The sequence below is a fragment of the Nostoc sp. CCY0012 genome (assembly GCF_963920855.1).
In the GTDB taxonomy this organism is placed as follows: Bacteria; Cyanobacteriota; Cyanobacteriia; order Cyanobacteriales; family Nostocaceae; genus Cyanocohniella.
On record NZ_CAWUDM010000026.1, the window covers coordinates 17,386 to 31,465 of the forward strand.

The 14,080-nt window shown below is 36.7% G+C and carries 9 protein-coding genes and 3 pseudogenes; 4 read left to right on the top strand and 8 right to left on the bottom strand.

The features are described from left to right. Window positions 1-318: 318 nt before the first annotated feature. The gene (locus ACM0OS_RS09795; RefSeq protein WP_414542991.1) at window positions 319-3,093 is read left to right on the top strand and encodes a TIGR02921 family PEP-CTERM protein; all 2,775 of its coding nucleotides are present in this window, start codon (window positions 319-321) and stop codon (window positions 3,091-3,093) included. A gap of 7 nt (window positions 3,094-3,100) precedes the next feature. Here the strand turns inward: ACM0OS_RS09795 and ACM0OS_RS09800 are convergent, their stop codons facing one another. Continuing rightward, window positions 3,101-4,162: a YheT family hydrolase gene (locus ACM0OS_RS09800; RefSeq protein ID WP_414542992.1), complete on the bottom strand. Its 1,062-nt coding sequence runs from the start codon at window positions 4,160-4,162 to the stop codon at window positions 3,101-3,103. Window positions 4,163-4,317: 155 nt separating this feature from the next. Between ACM0OS_RS09800 and ACM0OS_RS09805 the strand changes: the two genes are divergently transcribed. From ACM0OS_RS09805 to ACM0OS_RS09815, 3 genes and pseudogenes are all read left to right on the top strand, one after another. Next, window positions 4,318-5,061: a response regulator transcription factor gene (locus ACM0OS_RS09805; RefSeq protein WP_414542993.1), complete on the top strand. Its 744-nt coding sequence runs from the start codon at window positions 4,318-4,320 to the stop codon at window positions 5,059-5,061. A gap of 490 nt (window positions 5,062-5,551) precedes the next feature. After that, window positions 5,552-6,208: pseudogene (locus ACM0OS_RS09810) on the top strand (IS701 family transposase); the annotation flags it as partial. Then, window positions 6,204-6,407, top strand: a pseudogene (locus ACM0OS_RS09815) (IS630 family transposase); the annotation flags it as partial. The pseudogenes ACM0OS_RS09810 and ACM0OS_RS09815, both read left to right, overlap by 5 nt. 8 nt (window positions 6,408-6,415) lie before the next feature. Here the strand turns inward: ACM0OS_RS09815 and ACM0OS_RS09820 are convergent. The 7 genes and pseudogenes from ACM0OS_RS09820 to ACM0OS_RS09850 all read right to left on the bottom strand — a co-directional run. After that, window positions 6,416-6,775 (bottom strand): annotated as a pseudogene (locus ACM0OS_RS09820) (IS4 family transposase); the annotation flags it as partial. Window positions 6,776-6,908: 133 nt separating this feature from the next. Further along, window positions 6,909-8,102 carry a glycosyltransferase family 4 protein gene (locus tag ACM0OS_RS09825; protein ID WP_414542995.1) on the bottom strand — a complete coding sequence of 398 codons (1,194 nt, stop codon included), beginning with the start codon at window positions 8,100-8,102 and terminating at the stop codon, window positions 6,909-6,911. Continuing rightward, window positions 8,099-9,190 carry a glycosyltransferase family 4 protein gene (locus ACM0OS_RS09830; RefSeq protein ID WP_414542996.1) on the bottom strand — a complete coding sequence of 364 codons (1,092 nt, stop codon included), beginning with the start codon at window positions 9,188-9,190 and terminating at the stop codon, window positions 8,099-8,101. The genes ACM0OS_RS09825 and ACM0OS_RS09830 overlap by 4 nt, the downstream gene beginning before the upstream one ends. Window positions 9,191-9,266: 76 nt before the next feature. Beyond that, the gene (locus ACM0OS_RS09835) at window positions 9,267-10,796 is read right to left on the bottom strand and encodes a methyltransferase domain-containing protein (protein WP_414542997.1); all 1,530 of its coding nucleotides are present in this window, start codon (window positions 10,794-10,796) and stop codon (window positions 9,267-9,269) included. 34 nt (window positions 10,797-10,830) lie between these two features. Further along, window positions 10,831-12,129 carry an ABC transporter ATP-binding protein gene (locus ACM0OS_RS09840; RefSeq protein WP_414542998.1) on the bottom strand — a complete coding sequence of 433 codons (1,299 nt, stop codon included), beginning with the start codon at window positions 12,127-12,129 and terminating at the stop codon, window positions 10,831-10,833. A gap of 94 nt (window positions 12,130-12,223) precedes the next feature. Then, window positions 12,224-13,069: an ABC transporter permease gene (locus ACM0OS_RS09845; protein ID WP_414543000.1), complete on the bottom strand. Its 846-nt coding sequence runs from the start codon at window positions 13,067-13,069 to the stop codon at window positions 12,224-12,226. 200 nt (window positions 13,070-13,269) lie between these two features. Then, window positions 13,270-13,986 carry a Uma2 family endonuclease gene (locus tag ACM0OS_RS09850; RefSeq protein ID WP_414543001.1) on the bottom strand — a complete coding sequence of 239 codons (717 nt, stop codon included), beginning with the start codon at window positions 13,984-13,986 and terminating at the stop codon, window positions 13,270-13,272. Between the last annotated feature and the right edge of the window lie 94 nt (window positions 13,987-14,080).

Below are 14,080 nucleotides of genomic sequence, written 5' to 3' on the forward strand. Positions count from 1 at the left end.
TTGCGAGCAACTCAAAAAAGATACATAACTTCATGTTCTGATTTTCCAGGTGATCAATAATTTATTGTTAATGGTATAAGCACTTAGGTTTATCTATGTAACAACTCAACTTGAGATCATAAAATAATTATCATCTAATCTTCATCTTTCTAAGTGTCTTGTCTTGCCAACTTTAGCCAGTTTTTTGGGAATTATAAATTTATATGAGGGTTTTTAGGAAAATTGTAGTTTTTTGGTAACTTTTCTATGATTCATTGGGAATATACTATCTAAATTTTGTAGCAGCAGTAATGACTACTGGTAAGAGAGGATAAGGCTGTGAAATTTTTCTGGAATACTACTTTTTACGCTATATTTTGGCTGTGGAATTTAACATTTTTAATACTTGTCTATTTTGGAATATTACCTTGGCTAACCGTACCGCTATTCCAAAGCACCTTACAAGGTGATATCCCAGTCGAATTTTCTCTCACTTTAGTTGCTTTAATTGCTATACCAACAGTCTCTACAATTATTGGGGGTAAATTTTTCAGCAAACAACCCCTACAACTCATTCGTTTATTTTATGGCGTAGAAGCCCCACTATTTTTGTTGTGTTTGTTGCGTTTATTTGTAATTCGGGAATTAACACCCGCCAGTACCCAAATTATTGCCACAATGGGTATATGTATTGCGGCATTTTGTGGAGAATTATTTTTTGGCTATGCCTCTAGACAAAAACAAGCTCTGCAATGGGTACAAATGGTATTACACAGTTTAATGCTATTGTTCGGTATCTATGCAAGTGCGGTTTTAGTATTTTATATCTTGCCTTTAGCAGTATTTTTAGTTCAAGAGTTTCTGAAATTTGAGTGGCTAAAAAGTTTATTGTATTTATTGACTGATATTTCTTTAATTAGTAGTTTATGGTTTTTCGTTCTTTCGCTATTTCTATTTGTTTTTAGTGCTACTTTATTTATTTTGATGCCATCGTTATTATCGGCGATGTATATGCATTCGGGCGCTATAATTTTACAAGCTTTTGCTAGAGATCACGGAAGAAAAAAAACTTTAGCTGGCGCTAGTACTGTGTTTATCGCCTTTGCGATTAGCTTTATATCCCTACAACAACAGCCGCAAGTTTTAGCTTTTTCGCTGTTAGCTGATACTCCCAAAACTGAGCAAACCCGCCAAACTCTGCTCAATAAATCAAATATAATTCGTGATGGTTTAGTCAACGCTTATTTATCTTCCTATCGTTACCTTAGTAGCAGAGAAGAAAATAATCATATTAGTGCCATGTATCAGCAAATACTAGGCTTAGATAAATCTGTAGCGAATAACATTCAAAATGGCTACAACTTCTTGATGTCACCATTTTTATATCAAGGTTCAGGAAAAGATGATGACAAAGCCGAAAAACTTTATGCTGAATTTTTTGATACCCCCTTACAAAAAGCTGAAAAAGCAGCAGTAACTCATGCTGTACAATCTACTTTTAACCAGCAAGAAGTAAAAGCTGGTTTATTAAATATCAACGAAAAAAAGGTTTGGTTGGCATCACAACAAGTTACCGTCAAAGAACATGGTGATTGGGCTGATGTGGAATTATACGAAGTTTACAAAAACCAAACTCTCGAAGTTCAAGAAGTTTTTTACTCATTTTCTTTACCTGAAAGCGCTGTAATTACAGGTTTATGGTTAGGAGATAATAACCAACTATCCCAACGCTTTCCCTTTGTGGTTTCCCCTCGCGGTGCTGCCCAGAAAGTTTATAATTCTCAGGTGAGAAGGGAACGTCCTGTAGATCCAGCTTTACTAGAACAAGTAGGGCCAAGACATTATCGCCTACGGGCTTTTCCCATTCCTCCCAATAATGTGCAACAAATCCCAGGAGAAGCACCACGCCCCACAGAAATGCATCTATGGCTAACTTACCAGGTGATGGGTCAAGATACAGGTTGGGCGATGCCCGATTTAGGGGAAAAACGCAATATTTTCTGGACTAATGATACTAAACGTACCCGCAACGGTAAAGTTATCAACTTTAAACCAGATGCTTGGTTAGAAACATTTATCCCCGCCAGTGGTAAGATACAATCTGCATTACATAAAGTGAATTTAGAAAATGACGAAAGCATCGTCATTAAGCCTTTATCCCCAAAAGATTACGCATTACCTAAAAATCAACGTATCGCCTTAGTTTTGGATACTTCTCGCAGTATGAGTAACCATATTAAGGAATTATCGCAAACTGGGAATTGGTTGCAACAGCACGGTTTTGCAGACAAAGATTTAACTAATAATGATGCCGATTTATACATCAGTGTTACTAAAGGTGCAGCACCTCAACGACTAGATGATATCCAACAATTCAAAGCCGAAAAAACTATTTTTTACGGGACAATTCAACCCCAAGAAATGTTGGAACAGTTTAATCAACTGCGTGGTGATACAGCCTATGATGCAGTGTTACTAGTAAGTGATGAGGGAAGTTATGAGTTGTCACGCCGGAATAAAAATGTTGTGGTTTCACCTGCACCTTTATGGATGGTGCATTTAGGTGGTTTACCCGCAGCCTACAACGATGGAATCATCAAATCTATCCAAGATAGTGGCGGTGGAGTTTCAGAAGATATCGCCGAGGTATTACGCAGAATTGCCACAAAAACAGCATTAGGTGACTCTGTAGTGAGTGTGGCAGATGATTATGCTTGGTATCGGCAAAAAACCGCAGAAGTCAATAATCTTCAACAAACAGCCGATTTACAACCAATAGCCGCCCGTCAATTAATTTTAGGCTTGAGTAAACAAATCAGCTTAGACAACCTTAATAGCTTAGATGCAATTCACGCGATCGCCAAAAAATATGAGATCATTAGCCCTTATTCTTCCATGTTGGTCTTAGTCAACGATGAACAAAGACGCTTACTCCAAGAAGCCGAAGTCGCAAGCGATCGCTTTGACCGCAAAATAGAAGATGGTAAAGAAACCCTCACCAAACCCAATAATCCCTTAAAAACCAGCATCCCTGAACCTACCGGCGGCTGGATTTTAGGTGTGAGTGCAGCAGCATTATTCATCCTGATAAAACGTCAACACAGAAGAAACTAGACAGCCGTTATTGATGTCGCTGGTATTCTAACCACTGTAACGTCCGATTCCAAGCCCACCAGATATCAGGATCTTGTGCTTGAAGTTGACCTTCTTTGCTACTTAAATAACCAACATGACCTCCATACTTGGTAAGTAATAAATCTAGTGCTGGATTACTGGCGCAAGCTGCTTGTAACTCCGGGATGATATCTGGGTGAAACAAGGGGTCATCGGCAGCATATAAAATTAAAGTCGGTTTTGATATCTGGGGCAAAATTTGTAAGGCGCTGCTGGCTTCATAATATGCTTCCACAGAGGGAAAACCCAATCTGCTAATTACAAGTTCGTGGTCAAAAGCCCAGATACTGTTGGCTCGTTTAATTGCTTCTGGGTCAATTGTGCCAGGATGAGCATCGTGGATTCGCCATGCTAGTTGTTTTAATTTACGGGCGATCGCCTTTTCTAAGTATCTTCCCACAGGTTGTCTAACTAAATAAGCAAGCGATCGCATGGAATCCAAGCTTGGGCAAATGACTACGCCACCACCAATGTCACTATCTTTTATTCCTAAATTTTCCTGGCTTTTGGGTAAATCCGTAGCAGCTTTCAATCCCCATAACGCTAATTGTCCTCCTAAGGAAAACCCAGTAAACCAAAACTTACTTGGGCATCCCATAGCCGCCGCAGCCGCCGCAATCCGCACAAAATCTTCTCCTTCATACAAGCCATCGGAGGTCAAAGTAGGAGATAATTCAGCTGTTTTACCGTGGGCGCGCCAATCAAATAACACCACAGCGTATCCTTGGGCATAGGCTTTACGCCCTAAGAGTCGCAAAAACCATTCTTCTTCCAGATCACCTGTAATGCCATAAGTCCCGATAATTGTACTATGGGCATTTTCGGGGATGGCGACCCAGCTAAAAAGTGGCACACTCTGAGCGCCCATAAAAACTGTTTTATGGTATTGCGGTTCTGGATGTGGAGTTGTTGTTTGCCAATAACGACTTCCCCATAAAGAGGTGTAGACAGTCATTGCTATGCCATTTTTAAGAAAGCGAGCCGGATTGTAGGCGGAGTCACACAACATTTCTCGAATTTCGGGTAATTTAGTTCTGATTACACCATCCTTCAGTTTTAATGTTTATGTCAGGTTTCAAATCTTTTTTATAATCAAGACAGAAATCTTTGTATCTACCAAAGGTTCTTATTTATCCTTAATCAGTAGTAATATTTTTTTTAAGAATGCCAAGGATTCTTGTCATAGACGATGACCCAGCCATTTCAGAACTTGTTGCCGTCAACTTGGAAATGGCTGGCTACGATGTCAGCCAAGCGGAAGACGGTATCAAAGGTCAAGCGCTAGCTCTCCAGCTACAACCTGACTTGATCATGCTTGATCTGATGTTGCCCAGAGTAGACGGATTTACAGTTTGCCAACGCCTGCGCCGAGATGACCGCACAGCCGAGATTCCCGTGCTGATGCTGACTGCTCTTAGCCAAACACAGGATAAAGTAGAAGGCTTCAACGCTGGAGCCGATGACTATCTCACCAAGCCGTTTGAAGTAGAAGAGTTGCTGGCGCGGGTACGGGCATTATTACGGCGGACTGACCGTATTCCCCAAGCAGCAAAACATAGCGAAATTCTCAACTATGGGTCTTTAACTCTTGTCCCCGAAAGATTTGAGGCTATATGGTTCAATGAAACTGTGAAATTAACTCACTTAGAATTTGAGTTACTCCACTGTTTGCTGCAACGTCATGGTCAGACAGTTTCCCCCAGCGAAATTCTGCGAGAAGTATGGGGATATGATCCAGATGATGACATTGAAACCATTCGCGTGCATATCCGCCACTTAAGAACCAAACTAGAACCAGACCCTCGTCACCCGCGCTATATCAAAACAGTGTATGGTGCTGGATACTGTCTAGAATTGCCTAGCTTACCTCCATCAAATGAGGGGGCCTCAGCATCAGTGGTTGAGTGAAGTCTTAACTATACTGAACGTGAACGGAAATTGTGTAGCAAATCTATCAAATTACACTTTAACCCCACTGACTCTACTCCACGAAAAGCCACCATCAGCTCATCTACGCATCTGTACTTTGTTTCGCTACGTACCCTATGAGAAGGCCCCTACTCTACGAGAAGCCGCCCTCCAGAGGACACTGCGTTAAGAGCTACTGCGTTGCTAAGAGAAGTCGCAAGGAGGAATGAGCCAGCGCTGCTGTCAGACAGTCTTGTCTCCAGATTTGAGATTTGTTTTGTGAACATTCCAAACCCCAAATTGAATGGCCGGCGCTGGTTCGCCTCTAGGCGAACTTCTACAAAATCTACTGTCTCATCTGTGACTGATAAAGGGGTGTTGACACCCACTACTTAAATATGTATCTTCAAAATATAACCCTCTTCTGTCACTTCCCGAGTATTCTGAATAAAAGGATTAAAGGAAAAAACTCTGGAAGGTAAGCAGGACAATGGATGTAGAATTACAAATCCTAAAACATTTGGCAAGAGATGCCCAGCCAACAGTTGCGCTCGTAGATGAATATTGTGCAGAGTATAAAGACTTGTTCAAAGAAGTAAGAAATTATGAATGCTTCAAATATTTACATTTAGGGATAATTTCACCAATAAAAAGAAAATCATTACCAGAAATAGCCAAAGTAGTAAGTATAAACTCGGCACAGTCATTACATCATTTCATGGCCTATTCAGATTGGTCAGCGAATAAATTAAAGAGCCGAAGATTAAATAAATTGAAGAAAGCATTAAATGGTCAGGCGATAACCGTAGTAATAGATGAAACTGGAGATAGGAAAAAAGGTAAAAAGACAGATTATGTTGCCAGACAATATCTAGGGAGCGTAGGAAAAATAGATAATGGAATAGTGTCAGTCAATGCTTATGGAGTTTATGAAAATATAACATTTCCATTAAGTTTCAAAGTGTTTAAACCGAAGGGGAGGCTCAAATCAGGAGATAAATATAAAACGAAAATAGAGTTAGCATCAGAAATTATTACAGAATTAATAAATGAGGGGATTAATATTGAATTAATATTAGCAGATAGTTTATATGGTGAAAGTAGCGAATTTATTAAAAAACTGAATGAATATGAATTAGCTTTGGTTGAACATGGCTGAAATTGAGTTGAGTGTTTTAAACCGACAATGCCTTGACCGACGCATGGCTGAAAAAGAGGTTTTGAAACAGGAAATTGCTGCCTGGGAAAAACGCAGAAATGAACTCTCCTCTACCGTAGATTGGCAATTTACTACCGACGATGCCCGGATTAAACTGAAGCGCCTTTATCCGTCAATCAATTTTTGACAGACTACTAGAACCCATAGCAACTTGCTTGTTAATGTAATTACTGTTGAATCAATTGGACAAATTGCATATTTGTCATGTAATTTTTTCTGGACTTTTTTCTGGATTAATTGATTCAATTGATGATAAATATTTTGGAATATTTCTTGGTTTCTATGTGTGTTAGCCTTGGAAAATGTTGAAATACTTACATCAATTCCCGTATTGTTTAATCTTTTAAATAAGTCCCGCATACTTGTTAAGCTATTATCCAAGGCATATGCCAACCAACACTCAACATAAAGACGGCTGTTCAAAACTGGATAATCATTTTTTGGCAACGGTCTGAGGATGTCTTTGACAATATTGGGAAATGAATTTATAATCATTATCAATCAATTTATTTTAATCCTTCGCCCAGAACTTACCATATTTTGGGCTATTTTTATCACAGATTTCTTAACATTCAACACTTCTGATACAAAATATACAAAAATATTATATTTATTGCAGCAATATTCATTATTCATCAGAACAACAGTTAATCATTTCTATCAAATTATTCTTAATGCTATTAAAAGCATAATTAGAAACTACATACTTTCTGGCTGCATCTCCCATCGCTGTCATTTTATGATGATCTGTCATCATTTCTTGTATTGCTGTAGAGAATTCATCATAGTTATGATAAATCTTGCCCCCACTACTACGCTCTACATGTTCAACCAAAACTTGACAAAAACCATTAACTAATACTGGCGTGCATTGAGCCATAGCTTCCAAAGTTACTATACTGAAACTTTCATATGGTGATGGCATAACAAAAATAGATGCTCCTGCCATAAGTTGAAATTTTTCTTCTAATGAAACAAAACCTTTAAAATCAATATCTGGATGCTTTGGTATTTCTATTTCATTTTTTCCAGTTAAAATTAATTTTAAATTAGAAGACACATTTTTTTTAAACTCAATAAAGAAATCGATTAATTCATTACACCCCTTACTTGAATCAATACGACCACAGTAGAGAATATATAAATAATTAGCTTTAAAAGCACTATAAGGAGTTGTCTCTACACCCATAGATACAACTTTATTAGGCATTTCTCCCCATAATTTTTCTCCCAAAATTTTTTCTGCATTAGTCAACCAGACTAAAAAGCGTGCTTTGCGAGCCATATACTTGTACGCACTTAAATATGCAGTCGGTTCATCATGGAGAGTTGGTACTAGCAAAACTTTAGAAGCAGGAACTTGCAGCATTCCAAAGTAAGTAGTTGGATATAAGTAAGTAGCAAAAATAATACAGCAATAGTCACTCCATCGCTGCTTTAGAAAAGATAGTAAAGGTTGTGAGTAAGGGCCTTGACGGCGGATAAATTCTTCCTGAAGTGCGATACTCCAAGGAATAATTTGACTATTTGCTGTTTGTCTATATTGGGATTTTTGGAACTGTTTTACAAGTCTTTCATGAAGTTTATGCCAGTAGTCACTTCGACCTATAGTAACTGGAAAACGATGAATATTTATACTTTGCTTGGTTTCACAACCAGGAGGTAATTCGTTAGCCCATTTAGTATAATTTAATGCAGTTGTAGTAATTATATCGACCTTAAATTCATCACTGAGCAAGTTAGCATACTGCCATGCTAAAGCTTCTGAGCCTCCTACTATACTTTTATGACTTCTTTGAACAACGATCGCAACCTTTTTCATTCTATGTTCTCAATCGCTTTAATAAATTTAGCTTCAATTTGCTCATTGGTAAAAATTTCTTGATAGCGGCGCCATCCCATTTCACCGAGAGAGGCACTAATGGATTCGTCACTAGCTATACAGTTTATTGATCCAGCCAGTAAATTCGGATCTGGCTGTTCCCAAACCAAACCTGCTTTTCCGACGGTATAAGGAATAGCAGTTGAACCATAGGCGACAATTGGTATTTTCATAGCCATTGATTCAACTAATGGCACACAAAATCCTTCATGCTCACTGGTAATCATAAAAACATTAGCAGTAAGGTAGTAAGCTTTTAGAGTAGCAGCAGAAACTCCTCCTGTAAATAATACGGATTCTTGTAAACCTAAATATTTGACTTTTTCGTAAAGTCTTGTTGTGTAAATATTGAGGCGTTCATCTTGTTTACCAACAATGATAAGACGACTGTTTTTATTGTAATTTTTGTGGTAGACATCAAAAGCATCAATTAGAGCAGAGTGGCCCTTATTAGGAGCAACACGACCAACCATTAAAATATTTACTTTTGTATCTATATATTTATCTAAAATATTGGTGTCAGCATCAACATATTGCAGTTCATCAATATGGTGAAATGGCGGAATCACCAAACTATTTTCTGGAGAAACTCCCATAAAATGCAATTCATTAGCATTATATTGAGAATCAGATAAATAAAAAGTACCATGCAGATCAGCAATTGATTGTAGTTGTTTTCTTCCTGCTCGACACACGCTTGTATAATCGGCGTTAATACCATCGAAAAACTCAGGCGGCGTTACATTATGATATTTTACAATCTTAATGCAATTAATATCATTAATAATCTCAAGAGCCACATCCCAACCAACTGAGTAATGATAAATTAATATATCTTTTTTTTTTCTAATAAAAGATTTAATTTGATTTACATGCTTAATATTATTCTTATTTGAAGCGTGTATATTGTCTGTAAATATCTGTGCAGTATATCCATTTTTTTTCAAACAATTATACATTCCCATAACATCATTGCTGACTGCATCACCCTCGGCAAGACAAGGAGTTAAAATAGCAACATTTAACATTTATTATCTCCTAGTTAAAAACTCCTGTTTTAACAAAAACTAATTATAAAAACTGAAATTCAAAATTTGTCCTTATTCAAGGTTTATATCCTATAATTGCATAATCTTGATAATTCATTCTTTGGTCTTTAAAGATTCTTACTTGCTCTGGCAAAAGTGAAGAATAAACAACTTTAATTTTTTTGAATCCATGCCACTCCAGTAAAAATACTAACATTTCTGGGGGAATTGGTTTTATATGAGTCGGGTCTTGATAAAAATTCGATAAAGCATATAAACTGTGAGGATTTATTGTTTCTAACAAAATAACTCCGTTAGATACTAGTTTCTGAAATACAGCCGATAAAAATTCATTTAGATAATTAAAGTCTAAATGTTCAATAACTTGAAAACTAGAGACACCTGAATACTGTTGTTCATGACTATTTAAATACTGTAATATATCTGAACAAAAAACTGAAAAGTTTTTTTTTGCTAGTAAAGAAATTTCTAAATTATTAATGTCAACTCCAATAGAGTTAATATTGCTTTCTCTTAAGTTTTGCAGAAACTCTCCTCTACCACATCCAGCATCTAAAAAAGAATAAACTTCATTCAGAGTTTTATCTATGTATTGCAGGTAAATTTTTTGTTTTTCTTTTACTATTTCTGCATTATAGAAAACATTTTCAAATAAATAGTAAAATAGAGAATCTATATTATGTTTGTATCCGTCCTTGACAGGGATATTTGACTTTGATATTGCTTCAGAAATATAGCCAATTTGATTCATTTCAAGGCAGCTAGGCAATATTTTATTATTTTGGATATGATCCATAGCATCTAAACGCTGATTGATTTCTAAAATCAGACTATCTACATTACTTAAATGTTCATTGAGTTTCTGTATGCTAGTATCTGCAACACCCAGACGCTCATCCATCCTCAGAAAATTAATGTTGGCAGCATCTAAACTTTCATCCAATCCTTGACAGCGAGTATCTACAGCATTTAATCGTACATCCATTTCTAGAAAATGAATATCAACAGTACTTAAACGATTACTCAATCCTTGAGTATTATTATTGATATCAATTAACCAATTATTTAATTCTTGTTTTTGTTGCTCTAAATTACTTAATCGCTTATTTATATGATTTTCCAAATTGTCATTAATAACTTTTAATTCAGTTTCTAAGTTTTGGAAGCGATTATTTAAAGCATTAACTTGTACACTTACCTGCGTGTGTAAAATTTGATTATGCTGGATTAAAGAACGATTTAGATTAACAGACTCTTTGAGAGCAAGGATTATATTCAAGTTAACTTCCCTTTGATCTTTAAAAAAGAAGTTAATTATTTTTAAAATAAATTTCTGTAATTTTGAATTAATATTAAACGGAAATCGATTTAATTTATCAGGCCACTTTGTCCGGACATTTGCTCTAGATTCTGCATTAAATAGCAAAGACTCTATATAATTAAAATTATTGACCCAATTATTCTGGCTCACATTTTCAGTATTTACTGTGACTATCTGATTTTTTTCTAAACGATTCGCCACATCTTGACAAATCTTTTGCATTAATTCATCTACATCAATTTCTGGGTTATTGAATTCAATCATAATTTAATTAGTATCAATTTTTGAAGAAAAAAATTTATTTATTCAACTTAGAGGGTGTAACTGTTTGTTGTGTCAGATTAAATTTTATCTGAGATTTTAGATCTATCAAACCATCACATAAAATAGTGTTATTAACTTCAAAGACTACTAATTCATCTACCCAATCATAACTTAATCCTTCTTCAGAATGTATGCCTACAGTAATTGTGTAAACTCCCCTATTCATCAAACAAGGCATTTGAAATATAACTTGTAAGTCTTGATTTTTTTCCATTTCTAGTAATTTAACTTTTTGTAGGTGAGTATTAGTTCCGTAAATGACTAATCCCATTAAATTTCTTAAAGATATACCTACTACTAAATCTGAAATTTTTGCTTGCGCTTCTATTAATATAGAAATTTGAAATGCATTTCCTGTTTCTATTTTTGTTGTTTCTTTGCTTTGATGGTCATAAATATTGACTTTTTTAATAATCGCTAGCTTGTTACCATGTCTATGTAAAGATTCGTCATGATTATCTTGAACAAAATCATCTAATTCCTCAATTGACAATACTTTCGGTGAGTTTCTTTCTTCTATTTCGGCTTCATTATTATTATCTGAACTTAACAAAGCAATATAATGGTTTACTACATCTTTAGGATCGCCTATTTCTAACATTCTTCCATAATTCATCAATGCAGCGCTATTACATAACATTTTCACGCTACCAGAATCATGAGAAACAAATAATATAGTTACACCTTGCTCTTTAAGTTGACGAATTCGCTTCATACAGCGAGCTTGAAACTTGGCATCTCCTACAGCCAAGGCTTCATCTACTATTAAAATACTCGGTTCTGTATTAGCAACTACGGCAAAAGCCAGTCTGACTACCATCCCACTAGAATAAGTTTTTACGGGATGATCCATAAAATCCCCGATTTCGGCGAAACCAGCAATTTCATCAAATTTGGCTTCTATCTCTTCTCTGCTTAAGCCTAAAATTTGTCCATTAAAAAATACATTTTGTCGCCCGGTAAATTCAGGGTTAAACCCGCTACCTAGTTCTAATAAAGCTGAAACCCGCCCATTTACAAACACTTCACCTGTTGTTGGGGTCAAAGTTCCAGCAATAATTTGTAGTAGGGTACTTTTACCAGAGCCGTTTTGACCAATAATTCCTAAAGTTTCCCCCTTGGGAACGTCTAGACTAATATCTCTTAATGCCCAAAACTCTTGTGCGTAGTTTTTACCGGGTAGCAAAATTTCCTTGAGACGATCTACCGGACGAGCATAACGCTTGTAGCATTTCGAGATATTTTTCAGCGAAATTGCAATTTCTTCACCCATACCACCGTACACTCACAAACAGCACATTATGATACAGCGAGTATTTCACATTAGCATTGGACTGACTACAGAACCATTGCTCTGTGAAACCTGGCTACAATACATCAGCGAAAGCCGGACGCAAACGTTTATAAACCGTAAATCCAAAACAAAACATAGTTATTGAGATCGCACTAGCTACACCCCATTCACCCCAATGCGTTACCTCTCCCACTAAAATTAAATCACGATATACTTCTGCGATCGCAGTCATCGGATTTAACCAAAATACCCAACCCCGCCATTGTTCAGGAATTGCTGTGGCCGGATAAACAATTGGTGTCAAATATAACCACAGGTTTAAAATTACCACCAATGACTGCGGAATATCGCGCAAAAAAACAGTTAATCCCGCCGCAAGGTAACCCAAACCTGCCGTTAACAGTAATTGTGTTAGCCAGATTAAGGGTAACAGCGCCATCGTGCTATGTAAAGTATGGGTAGTGAGCGCCACAAAAAAAATCAACGCCATTAAGCCAAAAGAACTTTCAATAAACGTTGATAAAATTGGCACTAAGGGTAATAAAGCTAAAGGAAATACCACCTTCTTCACTAAATTTGGCTGTCCTACCACCGAACCAGCAGACTGCATTAGTCCACCTGAAAAAGCAATCCAGGGAAGCAACCCTGCAAATAGCCATAAACCAAAGGTGAAATTATTTTCTGGCAAACCTGTAAGAGTTAGCTTCACTCTTAACACAATGGAAAAGACATAAGTGTAAATCAGTAATTGGGATAGCTGATTAAGCAAAGGCCACAAATTGCCCAAAATAGAACCCTTATACCGCGCCTCTAAATCTCGACGCACTAGAGTTCTCAATAAATCCAATTTAGCCCATAACTGCTCATTTATTGGCAGTATACGCCTCAGTTTTCCCGCCCTACGTACAGCGCGTCTCATTATTCGCACCAATTCTTACTTCCTCACGTCACTACCCACACACTCAATTGCCATCAATGAATTTGACTATTTGATGAAAGTTCCCCGATGCTATTTTTGATATAAATTCTAATTATTTGCGTGATTATACAATGAATCAACAATACCTAAATATATTTTTACTATAAAACTAACTTGAAAGATTAAAAACGAGTTTTTGCTTAACTCACACTATCAGGATCTATTCCTTGCGATCGCAAATACTCAGCTAGTCGTTCAGCGCGTTGGTGTTCTTGTTCAGCTCGTTGGCGTTCCTGTTCAGCTCGTTGGCGTTCCTGTTCAACCCGTTGGCGTTCCTGTTCTAATTGTGCTGCTAACTCCGTAGGTATGAGTAATTTTTCACCAGTATCTAAGCGATAAAAACCTAATAACTCTCCCTCCACTGACACCCTTAATGCCAAAGGTTGACAAATTCCATCTTCAATTAATTGATAAGTTTCCCCATTTAATCTATATCCCCGCAAGTTTTCAGTAATCCATTCTCCTTTGGGGTCAAATAACCAATATTCTAAAATTCCTAATTGTTCATATAATAATTTCTTTTGTTCTTGATCCTGCTTTTGAGTGCCTTGACTGGTCATCTCAAATACAACCTGTGGTACTTGACCTTCTTCCCAGACTTTATAGTTATCCCTACCTCCAGGCGGCACATCAAAAATTACCATGACATCTGGAGCGACTCTCAATCTGGGAAACCCTTGAGCATAGTAGAGAAATTGATTAGCTAATACTGTTGCTTGCCTCCCTGCTAAATATTGTTTTATTACCTCCAGGGTAGTTAACATTGCGTAGAGATGGGTGTAGGTTTCTGCCAAAGGTTCACCGTCTGCACTAGGATATTCAATATGTGGATTGACTAATTTTATGGTGGTAGTCATAGCTACTTTATACTATGGTAAATTGTCTGGATCTATTCCTTGCGATCAGGTTGATACATGATTGCTACCTCAATTAATTAAAAAGAGAGTTTTT

Bases quoted from the DNA above. Each gene is read 5' to 3' on its own strand.
- ACM0OS_RS09800 (WP_414542992.1), bottom strand. From the start codon at position 4,162: ATGTTGTGTGACTCCGCCTACAATCCGGCTCGCTTTCTTAAAAATGGC.
- ACM0OS_RS09805 (WP_414542993.1), top strand. From the start codon at position 4,318: ATGCCAAGGATTCTTGTCATAGACGATGACCCAGCCATTTCAGAACTT.
- ACM0OS_RS09825 (WP_414542995.1), bottom strand. From the start codon at position 8,102: ATGAAAAAGGTTGCGATCGTTGTTCAAAGAAGTCATAAAAGTATAGTA.
- ACM0OS_RS09830 (WP_414542996.1), bottom strand. From the start codon at position 9,190: ATGTTAAATGTTGCTATTTTAACTCCTTGTCTTGCCGAGGGTGATGCA.
- ACM0OS_RS09835 (WP_414542997.1), bottom strand. From the start codon at position 10,796: ATGATTGAATTCAATAACCCAGAAATTGATGTAGATGAATTAATGCAA.
- ACM0OS_RS09840 (WP_414542998.1), bottom strand. From the start codon at position 12,129: ATGGGTGAAGAAATTGCAATTTCGCTGAAAAATATCTCGAAATGCTAC.
- ACM0OS_RS09845 (WP_414543000.1), bottom strand. From the start codon at position 13,069: ATGAGACGCGCTGTACGTAGGGCGGGAAAACTGAGGCGTATACTGCCA.
- ACM0OS_RS09850 (WP_414543001.1), bottom strand. From the start codon at position 13,986: ATGACTACCACCATAAAATTAGTCAATCCACATATTGAATATCCTAGT.